Origin of the sequence: Spirosoma luteum DSM 19990, assembly GCF_000374065.1 — a bacterium.
GTDB lineage: Bacteria > Bacteroidota > Bacteroidia > Cytophagales > Spirosomataceae > Spirosoma > Spirosoma luteum.
On the sequence record NZ_KB893273.1, the window covers coordinates 1 to 19,993 of the forward strand.

Annotated in this window: 14 protein-coding genes; 5 read left to right on the plus strand and 9 right to left on the minus strand. The window is 48.9% G+C overall.

The window, feature by feature from the left end; genetic code table 11:
• A partial coding sequence (locus tag B156_RS0120515; protein ID WP_018621659.1) for a fibronectin type III domain-containing protein occupies positions 1 to 2,657 on the plus strand: 2,657 nt, incomplete at its 5' end.
• Positions 2,658 to 2,728: 71 nt separating this feature from the next.
• Positions 2,729 to 4,633 carry a beta strand repeat-containing protein gene (locus tag B156_RS0120520; RefSeq protein WP_018621660.1) on the plus strand — a complete coding sequence of 635 codons (1,905 nt, stop codon included), beginning with the start codon at positions 2,729 to 2,731 and terminating at the stop codon, positions 4,631 to 4,633.
• A gap of 17 nt (positions 4,634 to 4,650) precedes the next feature.
• Here B156_RS0120520 and B156_RS0120525 read toward each other — a convergent pair whose 3' ends face one another.
• Positions 4,651 to 5,154, minus strand: coding sequence for a response regulator (locus tag B156_RS0120525; protein WP_018621661.1), 504 nt, complete (start codon positions 5,152 to 5,154; stop codon positions 4,651 to 4,653).
• Positions 5,155 to 5,440: 286 nt separating this feature from the next.
• Positions 5,441 to 5,728, minus strand: a complete 288-nt coding sequence (locus tag B156_RS0120530; RefSeq protein WP_018621662.1) for a hypothetical protein — start codon at positions 5,726 to 5,728, stop codon at positions 5,441 to 5,443.
• Between the two features lie 1,260 nt (positions 5,729 to 6,988).
• Between B156_RS0120530 and B156_RS30445 the strand changes: the two genes are divergently transcribed.
• The 3 genes from B156_RS30445 (at position 6,989) to B156_RS0120545 (ending at position 15,041) form a co-directional block, all read left to right on the plus strand.
• On the plus strand, positions 6,989 to 10,078 hold the full coding sequence (locus tag B156_RS30445) for a T9SS type A sorting domain-containing protein (protein WP_157627117.1): 3,090 nt from the start codon (positions 6,989 to 6,991) through the stop codon (positions 10,076 to 10,078).
• Positions 10,079 to 10,410: 332 nt separating this feature from the next.
• A complete protein-coding gene (locus B156_RS0120540; RefSeq protein ID WP_157627118.1) occupies positions 10,411 to 13,875 on the plus strand; it encodes a class I SAM-dependent DNA methyltransferase in 3,465 nt (1,154 codons plus the stop codon).
• A gap of 125 nt (positions 13,876 to 14,000) precedes the next feature.
• On the plus strand, positions 14,001 to 15,041 hold the full coding sequence (locus B156_RS0120545; RefSeq protein ID WP_018621665.1) for a hypothetical protein: 1,041 nt from the start codon (positions 14,001 to 14,003) through the stop codon (positions 15,039 to 15,041).
• A gap of 92 nt (positions 15,042 to 15,133) precedes the next feature.
• Here B156_RS0120545 and B156_RS0120550 read toward each other — a convergent pair whose 3' ends face one another.
• The 7 genes from B156_RS0120550 to B156_RS0120580 all read right to left on the minus strand — a co-directional run bounded on the left by B156_RS0120550 (position 15,134) and on the right by B156_RS0120580 (position 19,968).
• Complete coding sequence (locus tag B156_RS0120550; RefSeq protein WP_018621666.1) at positions 15,134 to 16,720, minus strand: hypothetical protein; 1,587 nt, start codon at positions 16,718 to 16,720, stop codon at positions 15,134 to 15,136.
• A 59-nt stretch (positions 16,721 to 16,779) separates the two neighbouring features.
• Positions 16,780 to 17,190 (minus strand): hypothetical protein, encoded by a 411-nt coding sequence (locus B156_RS0120555; RefSeq protein WP_245563793.1) that lies wholly within the window; start codon positions 17,188 to 17,190, stop codon positions 16,780 to 16,782.
• A gap of 23 nt (positions 17,191 to 17,213) precedes the next feature.
• Entirely contained in the window at positions 17,214 to 17,549 is a 336-nt protein-coding gene (locus B156_RS0120560) for a helix-turn-helix domain-containing protein (RefSeq protein ID WP_018621668.1), read from the minus strand.
• Between the two features lie 91 nt (positions 17,550 to 17,640).
• Complete coding sequence (locus B156_RS0120565; RefSeq protein ID WP_018621669.1) at positions 17,641 to 19,110, minus strand: hypothetical protein; 1,470 nt, start codon at positions 19,108 to 19,110, stop codon at positions 17,641 to 17,643.
• A gap of 57 nt (positions 19,111 to 19,167) precedes the next feature.
• A complete protein-coding gene (locus tag B156_RS0120570) occupies positions 19,168 to 19,380 on the minus strand; it encodes a DUF4926 domain-containing protein (RefSeq protein WP_018621670.1) in 213 nt (70 codons plus the stop codon).
• Positions 19,381 to 19,387: 7 nt separating this feature from the next.
• Positions 19,388 to 19,717, minus strand: coding sequence for a type II toxin-antitoxin system PemK/MazF family toxin (locus B156_RS0120575; RefSeq protein WP_018621671.1), 330 nt, complete (start codon positions 19,715 to 19,717; stop codon positions 19,388 to 19,390).
• A gap of 2 nt (positions 19,718 to 19,719) precedes the next feature.
• Positions 19,720 to 19,968: a hypothetical protein gene (locus B156_RS0120580; protein WP_018621672.1), complete on the minus strand. Its 249-nt coding sequence runs from the start codon at positions 19,966 to 19,968 to the stop codon at positions 19,720 to 19,722.
• Positions 19,969 to 19,993 lie beyond the last annotated feature (25 nt).

Below are 19,993 nucleotides of genomic sequence, written 5' to 3' on the forward strand. Positions count from 1 at the left end.
TCGGCATACCCGGTTTTAACTATATCTACGTAGACGGTTGCAACCGATATGATCCGAACAGCACGGCCCGCGACGCCAATGGAGACCCATACGCGCCGTCTTTCTCTAACATCATGTCCTACTATAACAATTGGACTGACGCTTGTCCGCATGACTTCACACCCGGCCAGAACGACCGAATGCTGGCCGGTTTAGCCCTACGCCAGAGTCACACCAGTTATACCCTGAATGCACCGGCCACCAACGTGACAGCCGTAAGCAATCTGGTCGGCAGTTTCAACGGAACCATGATCGTATTGAACTGGCAGGATAATGCCAACAATGAAATGGGGTATTTTATTGAACGCTCCACCTCCGCCACCACGGAGTTCGTTCCCATTGGTGGGGTGGCTCCCAACGTAACGACATTCAGCGATACTAAAATTGCAAACCGAACAACCTACTATTACCGCATTCGCCCCTCTAACACAACGTCAGGCAGCCTAAGCCCGGTTATCAGCGTGGCCGCTGAAATCCCCCCGGTAACCGGGCTAACAACCACCAACATTTCTGCCAATAGCGCGCAACTGAACTGGAATAGCCTTGGCACCGGAGCCGTGTATGATGTGCAGTGGCGTGCGGTGGACAGCGCCAGTTGGAGTTCGATAAATGGCCTGTCAACAACGAGCGTTACGCTGTACGCGCTAACGATAAATAAAGCCTATGAGTGGCAGGTGAAAGCATCGGCCAATGACACCTACTCCAACCCTGTGAGCTTTACCACCACATGCCCAATCTCCCAATACTACAGTAGCAACCCCGGTAGAACAACTACTTCGTTATACTGGCAAGGGTATACCGGTCAACTATTTACCCTACAGTGGCGACCGACCGGGACTACTGACTGGCTGACGATCAGCAACCTGACGAACTCTTCCTACCAGCTAACCGGCTTAGCCGCAACAACGCCTTATGAATGGCGGCTTGCCAGCAGTTGCCCCGGCTCAACCACCATAAATAATGGCTATTCCTCTGTTCAGTCGTTCACTACGTTATCGTGTCAGCCCCCTATTCCCTACACTGGGTTAGTCTTTGCTGAGTCTGCAACCCTTTCCTGGAGTTATACAGCATACGAAGTGGGCCGAACCACCGAACTCCGGTACAGGCAGGTGGGCATTGCCAGTTGGACAACCATCAGCAACCTGACTGGTTCGGGCATTACGCTGACCGGACTTCTGTTCAATACGTCCTATGAATGGCAGATAAGGGGCGTTTGCAGCGCGACTGATATCTCAGCTTATTCGGCGCCAACGATCAACACATTCACAACAACCTGCCGTGTGCCGACAAACCTAGCCAGCACTGCAACGGCTACGGGAGCTTTCCTGACATGGTCGGCCAACTACCAGCCCGAATTAGGAAGTACTTACGAGGTGCAATACCGGCTGGCTACCAGTCCCGACTGGATTACGGTCGGTGGCGTCACTGGTTTTTCGTACACCTTGGCGGGTCTGCCTGTTAATTCTACTTACCAATGGCGGATTCGGACCGGTTGCTCAGGCGGCAATCAATCCACGTATACCGATACAAATTTTTTCACAACTAACTGTAATGAGCCTTTTAATCCTTATGCTTCGTTGGTATCCTCCGGGTCGGCTCAACTAAACTGGTCGCAGGTGGTCGATTCGGAAACTCGCAACGAACTGCAATACCGGCCCGCTGGAACGGCCAACTGGACCACCGTCAGTAACATCGTTCCAACCGTGAGTACGGTTAATAATATGTATGTTGTAACCAACTACAATTTAACGGGACTCATTAATACGACTGCCTACGAGTGGCAGGTAAGAAAAATTTGTTCAGCAAGTCAGTCTTCTGCTTTTTCGCCTGGATCAAACTTCACCACCCAATGCCGGGTCCCCCCCTATATATCCGCATATGCTCAGGTCACTTCGGCTACGGCATATTGGGATCGAATGGGAGTTGATGTTCGGTACGATCTTCAGTATCGGATGGCTGGAGCTGCGGACTGGTCAACGTTCAGCAATTTGACCAACCCTATTCAATTAATCCAAAACTTAACCGGCAATACCCCCTACGAGGTCCGAGTCAGAACTGGCTGCAGCGAGACTATCTACTCCGATTATTCAGCCGCCTACACCTTTTCTACGGGGTCGTGCACCATTCCCACGTCGCTAATTACCAGTGATATAACAATAAACTCTGCAAAACTGAACTGGAATTTTTATTCGGCCGGTGCTGACACCCGCTACGAGGGTCGGTATCGGGTGATAGGGAGCGCCGACTGGATGCCATTGACCAGCATTACCAGTTCCGGCGGAACTGCCTATCAGGTGCTGACGGGGCTGGCCAGTGACACGCAATATGAATGGCAGATAAAAACCGTTTGTTCGTCCACCGAGAGTTCGGGCTTTTCGTCCTCCAATACGTTCAGAACGCTCGTGCTTTGTCCCGACATGCGTACTGTAAAGGATGGCACCTGGTCCGATCCAGCAGTCTGGTCCTGCGGCCGAACTCCTACATTCTCGGATCTAGTTACCATTAAGCACATGGTACAAATGCCCAACTATTACCAAGCCCGGGCGATGGGGGTTACCTACGATTTGGGGAAGCAACTGCTATTTGATTTTTACAGTGTGCTTCTATTCGGGCAATAATTGTCAATAGGGTTCCGCCAGTCAGTGAATTTTCTAACGCATTTAAATCAAATCTTTAACCAGTATCAGCCATGAAACTCAATTTCATTTGCCTCGTTCTTCTCTTTTTCGGCCAAAGCCTGCGCGTGTGGGCTCAGCAAATAATTACCCCCGACAATCAGGTAGTTAGCTTCCGCACTCTTAATGGGACAAGCAACCTACTTATTGGCCAGAGCACCGGCTACAATACCTTTCTGGGAAGTGGGGCAGGGCAGGTCAATACAACGGGAAGCCAAAATGCCTTTTTGGGAGCCTTAGCTGGTCAGTCGAATACCACCGGGGCCGACAACTCCTTTGTGGGCTACCGGGCGGGCTACAACACCACCAGCGGCATCCGGAATGTGTTTCTGGGCTCGGGCACGGGGTATAGTAACACGACCGGTGAGCGGAACACGTTTGTGGGCACCTATGCCGGGGTGGCCAGCACGACGGCCACCTTCAACACGTTTGTGGGCTACGAATCGGGGAATGCCACCACCAGCGGATCGGACAACACGTTTTTGGGTGGGGGGAGTGGCAAAGCCAACACCACTGGCAATAGTAATGCCTTTCTGGGTACTGACGCCGGGTTAAACAACACAACGGGCAACAACAATGTGTTCAGTGGTTATGCTGCGGGCTACAAGAATCAAACCGGCTTCAGCAATGTAGCCATGGGCATCAAAGCTCTCTACTCCAACGCCAATGGTACCAACAATGTGGCTCTGGGCGATTCGGCGGGTTATGCTAGTAAGGCCTCCAATAATGTCTTTCTAGGCTCAAAAGCCGGTTTTAATAATAGTGGTGGTATCAACAATTTATTTATTGGAAACCGGGCTGGTTATGGCTCAAGTGGCTCTACCGCCTATGGTAATGTTTGCGTTGGGCCCTATACAGGGACAAGTTTATCTACGGGTTTTTTTAATTTGATTCTAGGCCCCTACTCGGGAGGTAATATGACCACGGGCAGTAACAATACCCTTGTGGGGTACGGGACCGGAGGTAACAACAGTACGGGGCAGTACAACACCCTTATTGGTAGTGCCTCTGGTTACAACCTAAATTCAAACTACAATGTGCTCATCGGCTCACAGGCCGGATACGGCGTAACCAGTGGCCAGAGTAATGTGAGCATTGGGGTTAATTCGGGCACTACTATTCAGACGGGTAGTAACAATACCTTCTTGGGAACGGGTGCCGGTAGTCCAGAGGGAGCATCTGCTCTACAGAACTCGAGCGCTCTTGGTGCCTACGCGCAGGTATCCATCTCGAATGCCCTTGTGCTTGGCAATAATGCCAACGTTGGTATTGGCACATCGGCACCGGCCAACAAACTAGAAGTGGTGAGTGCTGCTGCCAACACGTCAGGATTACGCTTAACCAATCTAAAGAGTAGTAGTCCAGTAACGATAGCAGCTACCAAGTATTTAACGGTGGATGCCAACGGGGATGTCGTGCTGGGCAATGCCAGTGGGTCAGGGCGGATTGGAGCCGAGAACTGGACGATTGCCGGGGAGTCTCTTCAAAATACCAACGGGGGCAGTGTTATTATTGGGCAGGGTGTTAGCAAGACACCAGCGGGTTACAAGTTATTTGTCGAAGAGGGGATACTAACCGAGAAGGTAAAAGTAGCCGTGAAGAACACGGCCGACTGGAGTGACAAAGTCTTTGAGTCGGGTTATCATTTACAAGGATTAGGGGAGGTCGAGACTTTCATCAAGGCCCACAAACACCTACCCGGTGTTCCCTCGGCCAAGCAGATGGTCGAGCAGGGCAATGATTTACACAAGACCGATGCCAAACTCTTGGAAAAAATCGAAGAACTGACCCTATACAGTATTCAATTAGAGAAAGATAATCGGAATCAAAAGGAAAAGTTCCAACTACAAATTAACCAACAACAGAAAGAGATTGACGAACTGAAACAACTCATTCGTCAGGTGATTAAATCCCGATAGAGCGGGTACTAATAAAGTCACTGTTCGTTTTTTATCGGGTCGGGTGGGTGGTTCCCCCGGCCCGTTTTTTTTGCTCCACTCTTGTGATTATGCTTCGCGGAATTGATTGATGCCTGAGCCTGATTAGCGCATACAGCACTAGCAACCAAATCAGTTATTTTATTTCCAATCGACTGAAAATCTTTCATTTTATCTAAAAACGATTCAGCCCCAACTGCATAGCATTTGTCTATTTCCGGTCTACTTGTCTCGGCAGACAGTATAACAACCGGAATCGCCTGGTAGCCAGGTTTCTCCTTCAAATAAATCAGGGTTGTCAGCCCATCCATGCCGGGCATGTGGTAATCGAGTGTAATTACGTTGGGGAGCCGTCCAATTTTTGATAACTCGTCTAAAAAGACCCTACCGTTAGCAAACAACTGAGTATCACACTCAGGGAGAGACTTCTTAATCAGTAATTGAATTAGATAACGGTAGTCGGCGTCGTCATCAACAACACAGATTAATGGAGTTGCTGTCATACAGGTTGTAGATTTAGTCTACAACCTGTATGACAGCAACTTGTGGAAAACTGCCATTAAAAAGTTAGGAATTGGTACTTGATTAATATCCAAAACGCACTATCCCCACCCCTGAATTTTGGCACCGTTTCTTTTAGGTTAGGCGAACGGTCGTAAATCTCTTTATAATCTGAAATTTGGCATACCCCTCCTTATTTGACATGTTCCCTAATTAAATAAATCCCTTAGTTAGACATAGTAACTACTGCCTAGGTTGATTTACATAGGCAGCTAAATCAGTTTGTGTTTATCGGGCGATGCAGGTTGCGGTTTGTGAAGCAGTAACGGTATTCGTGCCATCTGAATAGATTGTTGTGCCATTCCGTACCAGCAAATCATTCCTTTCTTTGGACCCACACACCGTTATTACAGCTGAGTAGGTTGGAGGAATGTAGCCTACGGTTGGTCCAGTCCCGGTCATAACCGATTTCACGGTACAATTATAGCACTGATTGTCATATACAATTTCCTCATGATGACAGGCTACCAGTAGGGTGGTAGCTATGCCCAAAAAAGTGAAGATGTACTTTTTCATTGAGCTGTTTGTAGTTTACTGCCTGTTTCGACTTTCCGGCATGTGCGCTTGAATGAGTCAAAGCTGGTCATGTCTATACAATGTAGCCAATAGTAGTTAACGAACGGATAGGTTGAGTTTATGATTGGTGAAAAAGGGTTTTTCTCCGGTGATCAATTTCAGTCTTATAACCTTCTCCTTTTAACACAAAAATCCTAAGTCCGCCAAATCATTCAGAAACTGGTAGAGTAGATGTATTTAGTATATAACTGCATGTCCACTCCAATTGACTTTTAAGCCATTGTCGATAAATCATTGGTTAATGCCTGCTCATCATACAGGGTAAGTGGGCCCTGTCGGACAAATCCGTAATATGTTATCAAGAAGCCAGTCGTAAATAGTTTCCATGCCGAGGCTGATTAGAGTAGACTTAGTAACAATCATTATCTTTCGGGCTGTTAAGTCATTGTATTGTTTAATCATATCTGTTCGTCTTTCAATACCCTGTGACGTATCCCGATTTGAAGCTCGCTGGAAACCGGCGGGTGGTGCCGAACGTGCCATGCCTACGTACTAGAACGGGCGGTGTAGTTTTACGACAATGGCAAACGGAGTACAGGGCAGATTGACCTCTACAAACGCAGCTGTCTTGTGGTGGAAACCAAACAGGGGCGGTCTGTCGATACGGCTGAGACACCTGATTAACAAAAGACACTGGACCATGCTGAATTAGGGTTGCCGCCTTTTTTGCGAAAACACCCCCCAGCAAAGTACAACCCTTGCTGGACACATTAGCCGCCCTTTCCCTCTTACGACAAACCGCTGACGGAGCCTACGCCATGTAAAACAACTCGATCGGCAACTTATATGGTGTGCCTTTCCAATAGCCAACATACGAGGTCAATAGTATTTATTCCCAAACTTTTAAACTGTCTCTCTTGTCGAAGTATAGGGTAGGCGAAAATGCGTATAATAACAACTACACTTTTATCAGTTACCGTTCAATAAAAACAAATAGATATTATAATATATTAAATTATTATTGTTACATAAATCCCACCTAACCTAGCTCATGTGGCTTTATATTTTCAGAGTTGACTCACATTGGTGCTACGTGCCATTATAGTACGTTGTTTTGACCTTATATACCGTGAGGTCAATTTGATTACGCGCTGATTAGTTATCTGTACTCTTATCTAAAGGCATGTCAGATTTGGTTACTCTTCCATGATTAATCAATCTATGACTTTGGTGTAATTATTTTAAACTTCCATCCCTCCTATGAATCCTTCTCTACCTAACCGACCCTCCGGTCAACGAAATCACCAATTATCCAATAAAGTAATTAGAATTAGTATAGCTCCTTGCTGGTGGCTGGTGTGTTTGCTCCTAACCGGCCTCAGTACAGTGGGCTGGGGGCAGTGTTTCACTAAGACAACCCTATCTGCTCTTCCGGGCACCCTTTCCGTAGCAATAGGTGACTTCAACGGTGATGGGCGGTCAGACCTGGTTGCGTCGAACGTAGGCGATAACACCGTCACCGTGCGGTTGGGCGATGGCAGTGGCGGATTTGGGGATCCCATTAGAACCACTGCTGGTCAGCAGCCTATTCCAATAGCAGTAGCCGACTTTAATGGCGATGGCAAAACCGACTTGGCGCTGGGTAATGATCGTTCTAATAACGTCACGGTATTACTGGGTAGTGGCAATGGCAGCTTTGGGGCGGGTACTGACTTTCCTATCGGCCGTGGTGCTTCATCGGTGGTGGCAGCCGACTTCAACGGCGATGGCAAAACCGACATAGCGACCGCTAATCGACTTGCTGATGACGTCTCGGTGCTATTGGGTACGGGCAGTGGTAGCTTTGGAGCAGCTACTAACTTTCCGGTTGGTGATCTCCCCACTTCAATGGTAGTGGGCGACTTCAACGGCGATAACCGACCTGACCTGGCCGTGACGAACGGGAGGTCTAATACCGTTTCCCTATTGCTGGGTACGGGCAGTGGCGGATTTGAAGCAGCTACTAATTTTCCGGTTGGTGCTTCTCCCGGTCCAATAGCCGTGGGCGACTTCAACGGCGATAGCCGACCCGACCTGGCTGTAACCATCGTACGCTCTAATGTCAACTTTCCCGTGAATGATAACGTCTCCGTGTTGCTAAGCGATGGCAGGGGCGGTTTTATGGCGACTACTGACTTTCCCGTTGGTGGTGATCTCGGTTCAACAATAGTGGGCGACTTCAACGGCGATGGCCGACCCGACTTAGTTGGAATAAGCGGCTCAAGCGCTAGCGAACTCCTGGTCTTGATCAATTGTACTCCGCCTGCTGGCTTTGGTATCACGAGCGTGACTCCGGTGCGTTGCAATACCGTAACGGCTACGGAGCGCCAGTTTACCTTCACCCCCCAATACGCCGGGCTAAACGGCCAGCCCGTCAGTTTCTCGGTAATCAATGAGATGCTGCCCACTACCAACCCCGGCCCCTACACCCTGCGTTTGTACACCGACAACCCCATCATCAGGCTCAGGGCCACGCAGAGTGGCTCACCGGGTGGGGCCAGTGTGGACTACAACTGGCTGGCCGTTTGCCAGGCCGGTTTCACCCCGCCTGCACCCTTCGGTATCACGGGCGTAACCTCCGTGAGCTGTGCTGCGGTAACGGCCACGGAGCGTCGGTTGACCTTCGCCCCCCAGTACACCGGGGTGAGCGGCCAACCCATCAGCTTTTCGGTTATCAATGAGATGCTGCCCACCACCAGCCCCGGCCCCTACACCCTGCGTTTGTACACCGACAACCCCATTATCAGGCTCAGGGCCACGCAGTATGGCACAGCGGGTGAAGCCAGTTTTAACTACAACTGGCTAGCCGCCTGTAGCAGCACCCCTCCGCCGGTTGGTGGGAACGGTCCCACCTGCGACACTTATACCAACAGAACCACCGCTAACGGGCTGGGGAGTAATAATGTGCGTGGCGTGTATGTGATTGGCTCGAAGGTGTATGCCGCTACCGATGGTGGGTTAGCCATTTCAACCGATGGAGGCAACACCTTTACCAATAAAACCACCGCTAACGGACTGGGGAATAATATTGTGTGGGGCGTGTATGTGGTTGGCTCGACGGTGTATGCTACTACCGATGGTGGGTTATCCATTTCGACCGATGGAGGCAACACCTTTACCAATAAAACCACCGCCAATGGGCTGGGGAATAATTTTGTGCGGGGGGGCGTGTACGTGGTCGGTTCGTCGGTGTATGCTGCTACGTTTAGTGGATTATCGATTTCAACCGATGGAGGCAATACCTTTACCAATAAAACCACCGCCAACGGGCTGGGGAATAATTTTGTGTATAGCGTGTATGTGGTTGGCTCGACTGTATATGTCGCTACCGTGGGTGGGTTAGCCATTTCGACCGATGGAGGCAACACCTTTACCAACAAAACCACCACAAACGGGTTGGGGAGTAATAATGTGTATAGCGTGTACGTAGTTGGCTCGACGGTGTATGCCGGTACCCTGTTTGGTTTAGCGATTTCGACCGATGGAGGCAATACCTTTACCAACAAAACCACCACAAACGGGCTGGGGAGTAATTTTGTGCGGGGGGGCGTGTACGTGGTTGGCTCGACGGTGTATGCCGGTACGTTTAGTGGGTTAGCCATTTCAACCGATGGGGGCAACACCTTTACCAATAAAACCACCACCAATGGGCTGGGGAATAATAATTTGAATAGCTTGTACGTGGCTGGCTCGACGGTGTATGCCGCTACCGTGGGTGGGTTGTCGTTCTGCACCCCTTCAACCCCCTCATCTTTCGCCATCACGGGAGCCACGGTGAGTTGTGCGACGGTGAATGCCACCGAGCGCCGACTGACTTTTACCCCCCAGTACGCAGGCGTAACCGGCCAGCCAGTGAGTTTCTCAGTCGTTAATGAGATGCTGCCCACCACTAGCCCCGGCCCTTACACCCTGCGCCTTTACACCGACAACCCTGCCATTACCCTGAAGGCCACCCAGAGTGGTACACCGGGCGAAGCCAGCTTTATTTACAACTGGCTGGCCGTCTGTAGTGGGGGAGGTGCTCCCCGTCTTGGTGTGAGCCTGGAACCCACGCCTAAACTACAGGTCAAGCTACTGGGCAACCCCGTACGTGAGGCCGTCGAGGTGGAGGTAACGGGTGGTGAAAACACGATGTTACACCTGTCCCTGACGGATATGATGGGCCGCGTTGTTGGCGAAACTCGAGTAGAGCGAGCTAGTGCCAGCGAGCACTATCGGTTTAATGTATCCACCCTACCCGCAGGTACACTCTTACTACGAACCAGCAGTCAGGGGCAATCGGAAACGATCAGGATTCTGAAGGTGAATTAATGCCCCCATTACTCAGGCAGCCCAAAGGCCCCAGCTACTAGTTGGGGCCTTTGGGCTGTTTTGTGATGTAACCCACTATCAAACTCACCGGGTTCAACCACTGAGAACTTAGGAAACACTACCTACCCCCACCCCTGAATTTTGGCACCGTTTCTTTTCGGCTAGGCGAACGGTTGCCCGGTCGAGCGGTGGCAGAGAGTTGATATACCCCCTCCCCCTCTCTCCAAACTATACCTGAATAAATCAGCCAAAGGTTTACCCGCAATCATTATCTTTTGGGCGTATTTGCCTTTGCCTTTTTTGATCACACCTGTTCTTACTTTCTTCTTTCTGTGACCTATTCAGAATTTGAAGCCCGCTGGAAACCTACGGGCGGTGCTGAACGTGCCAACTACAGCCCGTTTCTACAAGACCTTTGCGACCTTATTGGCGTACCCCGTCCTGATCCTACCACTGAAAACCCCGCTCAGGACGTTTATGTATTTGAACGGGCGGTGGAGTTCAATGACAACGGTAAACGCAGTACCGGCCGGATTGACCTCTACAAGCGCGGCTGTTTCGTGCTGGAAACTAAACAGGGCACCGATACCCCCAGCCAACAAAAGGCCGTTGAACAGGCTGAACGGGTTGAATTAGGTCTATCTCCCGAAAAACGCCGGAAAGGGCACGCCTTACGCGGTACAACCAAATGGCAGCAAATGATGCAGACCGCCCGCCAACAGGCATTAGGCTACGTGCGGGCCTTGCCAACCGACGAACCCCGGCCCCTGTTTGTGCTGGTGGCTGACGTTGGCTATTGTATTGACCTCTATAGCAACTTTTCAGGGGTGGGTGACCAGTTTGTACCATTCCCTGACCAAACTCGTTACCGGCTCCCATTGGCGAAACTGGCGGATGCCGAAACGCGGGCAATGTTACGGGACATTTTCACGGACCCCCGCGAACTGGACCCCAGCCGACGGGCCGCCCGTGTAACGCGTGAACTGGCGGGTTATCTGGCGAACCTATCTGCCCAATTAGAAAGGGCAGGACATACGCCCGATTTGGTGGCTCAGTTCCTCATGCGGTGTCTGTTTACCATGTTTTCAGAGGATGTGGGCCTGATACCCAAAACATCATTTACGGGTATGTTACGGGAATATTCAAAAGCGGAACTACGTGACGTTTTGCCCGATGCCTTAGAAAATCTCTGGCATACAATGGACAAAGGCGGGTTTTCATCTGAGTTAAGGGCCCGGCTACGCAAGTTTAACGGCAAACTGTTTCACGATGCCCGGGCGTTGCCATTAAATGCTGACCAGATCGCCTTGTTGCTCAAATCGGCTGAATCCGATTGGACCGCCGTGGAACCCGCCATTTTTGGCACCTTGCTGGAACGGGCGTTAGACCCCCGCGAACGGCACAGCCTGGGAGCGCACTACACCCCACGCCGGTATGTGGAGCGGTTGGTATTGCCGACGGTGTTGGAACCCCTGCGCCGGGAATGGGTAGCGGCTCAGGCTGCAGCCGCGCAACTACTGGAGGAGGGAAAAGAAAAGAACGCACGCGCTGAACTGGAACGGTTTTTACGTCGGCTGACGACCATCAAAATTCTGGACCCGGCCTGTGGTTCGGGCAACTTCTTATATGTGACCCTTGAACACCTCAAACGGTTGGAGGGTGAAGTATTAGCGGCTATTAACTCCTACGGCGGAACGGGTTTGCTCAACCTCAGCGGAGGTACGACTATTTCACCCCGGCAACTTTTGGGCCTTGAACTGAACCCCCGGGCGGCTGCCATTGCCGATGTGGTACTGAAAATTGGTTATCTGCAATGGCATTTGCGCACCCACGGCGAAAGTGAACTACCCGAACCGTTGTTAGACGAATACGAGAATATTCACCAACAGGACGCCGTGTTGCAGCACGGCCCGCCCGTTCCGCGATTGGATGCCAGTGGCCAACCCGTTACGCGCTGGGATGGAGTAACGACTAAACTACACCCGGCAACCGGGCAACCCGTACCCGACGAAACCGCCCAAACGACCGTTTACGATTACCCAAACCCTCAACCCGCCGAATGGCCGCAAGCTGATTTCATTGTTGGCAATCCGCCGTTTGTTGGTACGGCCCGTATGCGTGACGCCTTAGGCGATGGCTATACCGAAGCGTTACGCAAAACATACAAAGGCAAAGTGCCGGAATCGGCTGATTTAGTCATGTACTGGTGGCATAACGCGGCTGAGCAGGTAAAACAGGGCAATGCCGAACAATTCGGTTTTATCACAACCAACAGTCTGAAACAGACCTTTAACCGGCGCGTGATGCAACCGTTTTTAGAAGGTGAAAAGTCTCCGTTAATTCTAACGTTTGCCATACCAGATCATCCGTGGGTTGAAAGTGCTGACGGTGCTGCCGTACGAATAGCTATGACAGTAGGAGAACGAAGGAGCAACGGGGTAGCAAGCGGTAGTCTCTTGACGGTCAAATCTGAGAGTGTGCCAAATGGAGAAGATGCCGCCGAAGTAGCATTTTCGACACAACAAGGTACAATCTTATCTGATTTGACAATCGGTGCTGAACTTGACTCAGCGAAGTTATTGAAGGCGAATGAGGGTTTGTCCAATCCCGGCGTAAAGCTCCACGGTGCCGGTTTCATCGTAACGAGCGATCAGGCAAAGAATCTAGGTCTTGGAGAATTAACCGGTTTGGGACAACATATCAGACCATACCGCAATGGGAAAGACTTAATGGATAAACCCCGTTACGCTCTTGTAATTGACCTGTTCGGATTAACAGCAAAACAGGTTTTTGATATGTACCCCGCCGTTTATCAGCACGTAATGGAAAACGTAAAACCAGAACGGGATCAAAATAACCGAGCGTCTTATCGTGACAATTGGTGGATATTCGGTGAAGCTCGTAAAAGTTTCAGACCTGCCTTGCAAAACCTCTCTCGTTACATTGCTACAGTCGAAACTGCAAAACATCGTACTTTCCAGTTTCTTGACGCCGAAATTTTGCCAGACAATATGCTGATCGCTATTGCATTAGATGATGCATATTGTTTAGGCATTTTATCGAGCATCATTCATATAGTTTGGGCGTTAGCAGCTGGTGGAGACTTGGGAGGAAATACGCCCCGATATAACAAAACACGTTGTTTTGATCCGTTCCCTTTCCCCGATGCAACACCTCAACAGCAGGACCGTATTCGTGGACTGGCTGAACAATTAGACGCACACCGTAAACGCCAACAGGCCGCACACCCTACCCTAACGCTAACGGACCTCTACAATGTGGTTGAAAAGTTAAAGGCGTGCGAACCCTTAACCGCCAAAGATCAAACCATCAACCAACAGGGGTTGGCGTCGGTAGTGCTCAGTTTGCATCAACAGCTAGACGCGGCCGTTGCTGATGCCTACGGCTGGCCTCATAACCTGCCAGAAAGTGAGATATTGACCCGCCTTGTTCGGCTCAATCACGAACGAGCCGCCGAAGAAGCCGCCGGAAAAATCCGCTATTTGCGCCCCGAATACCAGGCACCCGGCCAACAGCAGTTAATTGGTCTGACAAATACGGCAATCAAAACCAGTGCCCCCGTTGCCGATGCCATTAAACAGGAATGGCCGAAAGAGTTGGCCCAACAGATGCAGGCCGTTCGAGATACGGTACAACAGTCGGGCGTTCCGCTCAGTACCAAACAGGTTGCCGCCTTTTTCCAGAAAACACCCCCCGGTAAAGTGCAACCCTTACTGGACACCCTAGCTACGCTGGCCTTGGTACGCCAAACCCCCGAAGGAACCTACGCCATGTGATTTTTCGATCAGTTTACATATGGATGTTATTAGAATCGTGAGGGCGTTCCATATCGGAGTCGAGTGTGGCCCGCAGATCAGTATTTAGTGGTAACGTATTAGTCACATTAAACAGGGGTCAGACCATGAAAGACATTTATAAGCTGATTGTATCAAAAGATAAATTAAACAGAAAATTTGAATTGTTGAGCCAGAGTAGAGGTTTTAGCCCTGCAAAAGTTATTATTGAAAATATTGCCAGGTTAATGACTGACAAAGATGGAAACTTCATCCAACAATTTCAATCAAATGGATTTGAAGCTCGTCTTTGGGAAATTTACTTGTTCGTATTATTTAAAGAAATTGGATTTACGCAAAGCAATAAATACGATAGACCTGATTTTCATTTGATAAAAGGTGATACAGAAATATTTGTTGAAGCCAGTGTATCAATTGAGAAAGAAGATGAAATATTTAGTGAGGAAAATATTAAAGATGCAATATCTAAAAATGATTTAATACAGCAGCAACAATTAATTAACTACTATATAATCAGAATGGGAAGTGTCTTGTTTTCAAAACTTAACAAGGAGTATTGGAAATTAAATTGGGTAACAGGCAAACCGATAGTATTGGCAATTACCCCGACTCATAACTATTTAGCATCTTTTCTTCCAGATGCGAAATTAACTGAATATTTATATGGGATTAGGCAAAAAGTGAAACTTACGGAGGATGGTTTCGAGGATTTAGGAGCAGAGCAAGTAGAATACTTTCAGTTTGATAACAAAAGGATTCCTGCTAACTTCTTTGCACAACCATTGTCGCAAAATATAAGTGGGGTTTTGTTCACAAACAACGCTGATCTACATAAATTCAATAGAATGGCTTATGAATCTGCTTTAACCAATGAAGAATTAATAATTGTGAGAACAGGGGCTAAATATAATCCACAATTAAATTCTGTAGCAATTGACTTTACTTATCAGGTAAGACATAATGAAGGAATCGAAAATTGGTGCGAAAGTGTAACCTTATTTCACAACCCGAATGCACTTCATAAAATTGATAAAGAAACATTCAATTATATCAGGCAAGTGTGGAAAGAACCAGATGATACCTTTGACGGAATTATGCCAAATGAATTTGTTTTTTCTTCCGTAACAGGAGTTATGTTTAGAGAGTAAAGACCATACTGCAACTAACAGGGTATTTGCAGTATGGTAGCTAACTAAGCGAGGAAGCGGCTTTACAACCGCACTTCGTAGGGCGTTCCCGGCTACTGGTCGAGCGCGGCCCGCTGGTCGGCCGTCAATCGTAACGTCTCGGACACATCGAACAAAGTAGGGTTATGGTGAATCTTGTTAATGCTGCGCCGTAGATTATTGCGCCGGTTACTGTACACGTTACGGACGTTATGAGCCGCCCGGCTGTATTCGTCCTCTTTCGAGCCTTTGGCATACTGCCGGTGCTGATTGTCGAGCGTCAGCATTAGGTCGTCGTCGTTGCGTAGCATGCTAGCCGATACAAACCGTTGCCCCGGTTGGGGTTCCTCAATCAATACCCCCGTTACCGGACAGATAACCGGGTCGGGTTGGCGGTCGGCCGGTGTATTCTCCGTGTCAGATTGTAACCCTGAATATAAAGGGTTAATTCGTGACAAATCGGGGATTTCGATGTAGGTTAATTCGTGACAGTTTCCGCCCGCCAAATTCCCACAATCGAGACTGACTAACCCGGTTAATTCGTGACAGGTTGAGGGCGGGTTTATAACAGCTCCATTACAGCTATTGGGGATTTGTGGAGGGTCCGTTTTTGGCGGGTTTCTCTTATTATCCTCTACTCTTTCGGCCTGATTTTCCTCTGGCAAAATACCGTGTTTTGTCAGGTGTTGCCATGCCGCCCGGCGTTCGTCAATACAGGTCAGCAGGTGGTCAGAAACGTTGGTTAATTGCTCCCACGTTTGGGCAATCAATGCAGCCGTTTGAGCGGGCCGGTTTTCGCCCCGTCGGTGTTTATCGAGTAGTGCCCGGTAACGTCGTTCTGTGCGTAGCAACCGTTGATTGTGGGTGTTTGCCTGGGTGGTGGTCAAGTTGTCGGGTATCTGCCAGAATCGGGGGTTGCATCCGTTCCGGTAAATTTCCCGTTCGCGGGCTGAAAGGGTATCAGGGTTGATTGTCGGGTCGTCAAATAGAATCCTGTTGAACGTATCTGTCAGCAACACCCCCAGCGGGCGGTAATTGGCTATTGTCAGCAAATCGGCCAACGTGTTGAGGTGCACCCCCGTTTTATCGAAGTAAATCATTTTGGCAACCTTGACCTCAACCCGTAGCAGGTTCCCATCCAACCCCCGTTGTTTGCCCTTGTCGTACAACTTCACCGTAAACCGCTGGAACCGACATTCATAATACGGGGTCTTACTGCCCGTATCACACCTAAAAGGTTTGTTCTTATAGCAGATCAGGTTATCCAGTAGCTGAGCAACTGGAAAAGGCAGTTCCAAATTCACCCCAAATTCAATAGTATTGATTTTTGAGGTAAAGGGGTCAATTCCGTAGTTAGTCACCAACTGATCGAGCGTCAGCAGCAGGTCATTAGCTGTGAACTGATCGGCGTCATGTTCGCCGAAGTTGCCGAACTTGTGTAAACTTCCTTTTGTCTCAACCCGCTGGCCTTCGCCCGTTCGTCGGGGAACGATCCGGAAAGTCAGCCCCCGGTCAAAGGCCTTCCGTATTGGGTTGATAATAGCCCCGGTATTGGTATCGACCAACGCTCCGAACGTCAGCCGGTCGTTATTCAGCAGCACCGGTACGCCGTTCGGGTCATGCCATAGTCCAACGTCCAGCATTTTCATACCATCAATCATAGTTGTAGTAAACCGCCCGACACGAGCGGCCGGGCGGTAGGGTTACGATGTGGATAGAATCAGAGAAGCCCGCGATTGATAACCGTCGATACAAACGCGTCTCGCTCTTTGGGATACGGGTAATAGGCTGGAAAGTAACGGAGGGACATACGCCCGGCATCCGCGGCAAATCGTACCAGAACGCCGTTCTGAACCTTATTGCCATTGCGCCCGAACGTCAGCACGTTGCCAATATATACGCCGGTATGGGCGGTAGGTTGCAGACCCGTAAAAAACGTAATCTTCCGTTTACCTCCTTTGCCAGTACCCCCTTTCTTTTCGGTGTTGGGACCGCGCAGGATAATTTCAGCGTCTATGTTGTCATTGAACCGTCGTTCTTCAGCAGTGACTTCGCGGGGTACTTTGCAAAACCCCGGCTCACATTCTTTCACTACATAGCGGCCTTTGTCGTAATCGAGCGCAAAGGTCATAAAGTGCGAAGCTGGTAGATAGGTCATTGCCCCCGGCCCTCCACTGCCTTAGTGTGTTTAAACCGTCGGGATTCTTTCAGCGCGGCCAATACGTCAGCACGCCGGTAACGAACCCGCCCGTTTATTTTGAGCGGAACCAGAACGGCCGGGCGGTCGTCTGAATCTTTCGCCCAATCGTGAAGGGTAGTGAGTGACACCTGAAACCGGTCAGCCGTTTGCCGACGGGTCAGCAATTCGGGCAGGTCAGCCCCTACGGGCGCGGGTGGTGTGTAGGTCGCTAACTCCGAGCGAACCGCCCCGCGTACCAACTCTGTCAGTTGATCGGGGGTAATCTGAATTTGTGTGATAGTGCCGTACATTTTTGAGCCGTAGTTTATTGTCTACGATTCAAATTACGCGGGTCTGTATGGCGGGGGTAGTAGTTGGAGTACTCCAAAAATCACGGTTCAGTCAACTTCTGTTCAGTAATGCCATTAGTTCATCTACTGCATTTACGTTTTTTTGATTTCGGTATGGATTATTTTCCAGAGCCGTTCTTTCAGGGTCACAATGTCTAATATAGTCAACGGCGTTGTCTGCACTACCTCCGCACAACGTACTAATCAGTTTACCTTTCGATTCAAAAGATAGTTTCTGCACCTCTGGTAATTTAAAGAATCCTAATTTGTCGAGCAGCAGGATTTTGGGTGGTAGGTTTTTCCATTGACCTTTTATGCCTGACTCGTTTGGGGTTATGTTAGCTATCGGGTTAGCTGGTTGATTGCCAACGACACTTTCTCTGTATTCGTTTAGTACTTCAGGTACGAAACAGATTAAATTTTCTTTTATTGTACGTAGCCAATCCAATAGATGTTCTTGCAGTCCCCCCAAAAAACTAATTGCATGAAGGAAGTTTTTTTGTTCTTCTGTTCTATCCTGCCTTTTCGGTATAGCATTTATGTATTCTACAAAATCCAAATGGGACTTTTTATGTTTGGATTGGGTTGGCCAATTACTCCAATCGTAAGTAGCGGCAATATCATTTACATACTTCAACTTTGACTCTATCAAATCTACGGTGTATTTAACGGGATACTTATAAATATCAAGTAAGTATCGTCCATATCTTTCCTGCGTTTTTGAATCGTCTAAAGACAAGAAAAACGATCTGATTTCTTTATCCAAGTCCTCTATTTCATCTATTCGTTCTGGTCCAATGCTATGACCGTACTTCTTGTAATATGGTGTTTCCTCAAGAAGTAAATTATTTTCATCATTTTCACCGTAAACCCAATTATCCACAACTGGCAGAATGTAGTATGTTGTCTCCTTCACATACTCCATCAAGTCAATTCCTTTCGCTAATGTGGGCAACTTTTCGGGTGGTTGAACTTTAGTGGTTTTATTCGTTTCTGTCGGCTGTGGCTCTTGACTAACTGAGTTGAGAAGATTATAATACTGTTGCCACTCCTCAGGTGCGTTACTTTTTAATAACTTATGAATAGGTAGCCGAATCTTGTTTAAGTTATGGAGTGAATCCTGAACCGCAAGTGAATCCTCTAATGCCTTTCCTGTTATTCGCCCTCCATCACCGTTTACCAGAACATCATCCGCATTCTCCGCAAAATTTTGATACTCTTTTATCTTGCTGAACGCGGTGTCTAATGAATGTTTAAGTAGTCCGAACAATTCTCCACTGTAGCGGTCTTGGCGTTTCGTTTCTGTAAATCGGTGAAAATTTTCTCTTATTTCCTGCTCAAACTCATTACCCAATTTTGTGCAATAAGGATTATCAAGGAGATCAGGTGCAAATGTTTTGATAATATTTCCAAAGCCATTACCCTCACCTATGTATTCTATCTGAACCAGAAACTGTAATGCGGATTTCACTTTAGCGTGGAAATCAACTACGCTATTGAAATTAAGGGAATAATCAATCATTCGGTTGAACTTGGTTTGGTCATGAATCAGTGATCAGAATGCGGTTTCCAGCCCGTTCTAATGCAGCATGACGCTGCCTAAATCAACGGCCCGTACTTCATCGGCCTTTAGGGTATCTACGCCTACCGTGTCTCCTTTAGCGTTGATAAATTCCACTTCGTACAGATCGTTACTACCATAGATATGAACGACGGTGCCCACATCACCCCGGCGCAATCCGAGTGCCGGGCGGTCAGTCAGCAAGGCTACTAATTCGAGTTCCTGAATCATACGGTTGTTAGATAGTTCGGGTCAGGTAGTCAGCTAATCGTTGCAACAGGTCGGAGTGTAATCCATCCGGTATGTAGCCGATGGCCCGGTCTATGTCAGCAGCCGGTATGGCAATCAGGTTAGCCAGCCGAACAACCGACGCAACCCGTAACCGGTTGTCAGGATTTGGCTGTAACACCTCATCGAAACCCGGTACGGTTTGCCGTAGCTGGGAGGAAATACCACATACCAGGAAATCACCGTAGCCAGGCAACCGACGCAATAACAGGACCGGGCGCGGTTTGTAGGCTCCGTCTGACTGTTGAATTGATGCAATGGCTATATCTCCCTCCTGCATGGTTAAGAACGGTTGCGGGCGGTGTAGGCGGGTACGTCAGAGTAATCAGGCTCATTGTCACCGTAGGACCGGTTCAGCGCGGCATGAGCAGCCACCCGAAAATCAGCCCGTTCGGTTTCTTCGGCCTGTTGCTGTATCAGATCCAGCAGACCACTCACAAAGGGGTCTAACTGGTTATCGTGTTGCTCAATATCAATCGTCAGAATTTTAGGCTGTCCTTGGGGGTCAGTAATGAGTGATACACCTTGCATGTTGGCTATTGGTTGAGGTGAAAAA

Excerpts from the sequence above, each read along its gene's own strand:
- B156_RS30445 (WP_157627117.1), top strand. The coding sequence starts at position 6,989 with ATGAATCCTTCTCTACCTAACCGACCCTCCGGTCAACGAAATCACCAA.
- B156_RS0120550 (WP_018621666.1), bottom strand. The coding sequence starts at position 16,720 with ATGATTGATGGTATGAAAATGCTGGACGTTGGACTATGGCATGACCCG.
- B156_RS0120525 (WP_018621661.1), bottom strand. The coding sequence starts at position 5,154 with ATGACAGCAACTCCATTAATCTGTGTTGTTGATGACGACGCCGACTAC.
- B156_RS0120555 (WP_245563793.1), bottom strand. The coding sequence starts at position 17,190 with ATGACCTTTGCGCTCGATTACGACAAAGGCCGCTATGTAGTGAAAGAA.
- B156_RS0120530 (WP_018621662.1), bottom strand. The coding sequence starts at position 5,728 with ATGAAAAAGTACATCTTCACTTTTTTGGGCATAGCTACCACCCTACTG.
- B156_RS0120520 (WP_018621660.1), top strand. The coding sequence starts at position 2,729 with ATGAAACTCAATTTCATTTGCCTCGTTCTTCTCTTTTTCGGCCAAAGC.
- B156_RS0120545 (WP_018621665.1), top strand. The coding sequence starts at position 14,001 with ATGAAAGACATTTATAAGCTGATTGTATCAAAAGATAAATTAAACAGA.
- B156_RS0120575 (WP_018621671.1), bottom strand. The coding sequence starts at position 19,717 with ATGCAGGAGGGAGATATAGCCATTGCATCAATTCAACAGTCAGACGGA.
- B156_RS0120570 (WP_018621670.1), bottom strand. The coding sequence starts at position 19,380 with ATGATTCAGGAACTCGAATTAGTAGCCTTGCTGACTGACCGCCCGGCA.
- B156_RS0120560 (WP_018621668.1), bottom strand. The coding sequence starts at position 17,549 with ATGTACGGCACTATCACACAAATTCAGATTACCCCCGATCAACTGACA.
- B156_RS0120580 (WP_018621672.1), bottom strand. The coding sequence starts at position 19,968 with ATGCAAGGTGTATCACTCATTACTGACCCCCAAGGACAGCCTAAAATT.
- B156_RS0120565 (WP_018621669.1), bottom strand. The coding sequence starts at position 19,110 with ATGATTGATTATTCCCTTAATTTCAATAGCGTAGTTGATTTCCACGCT.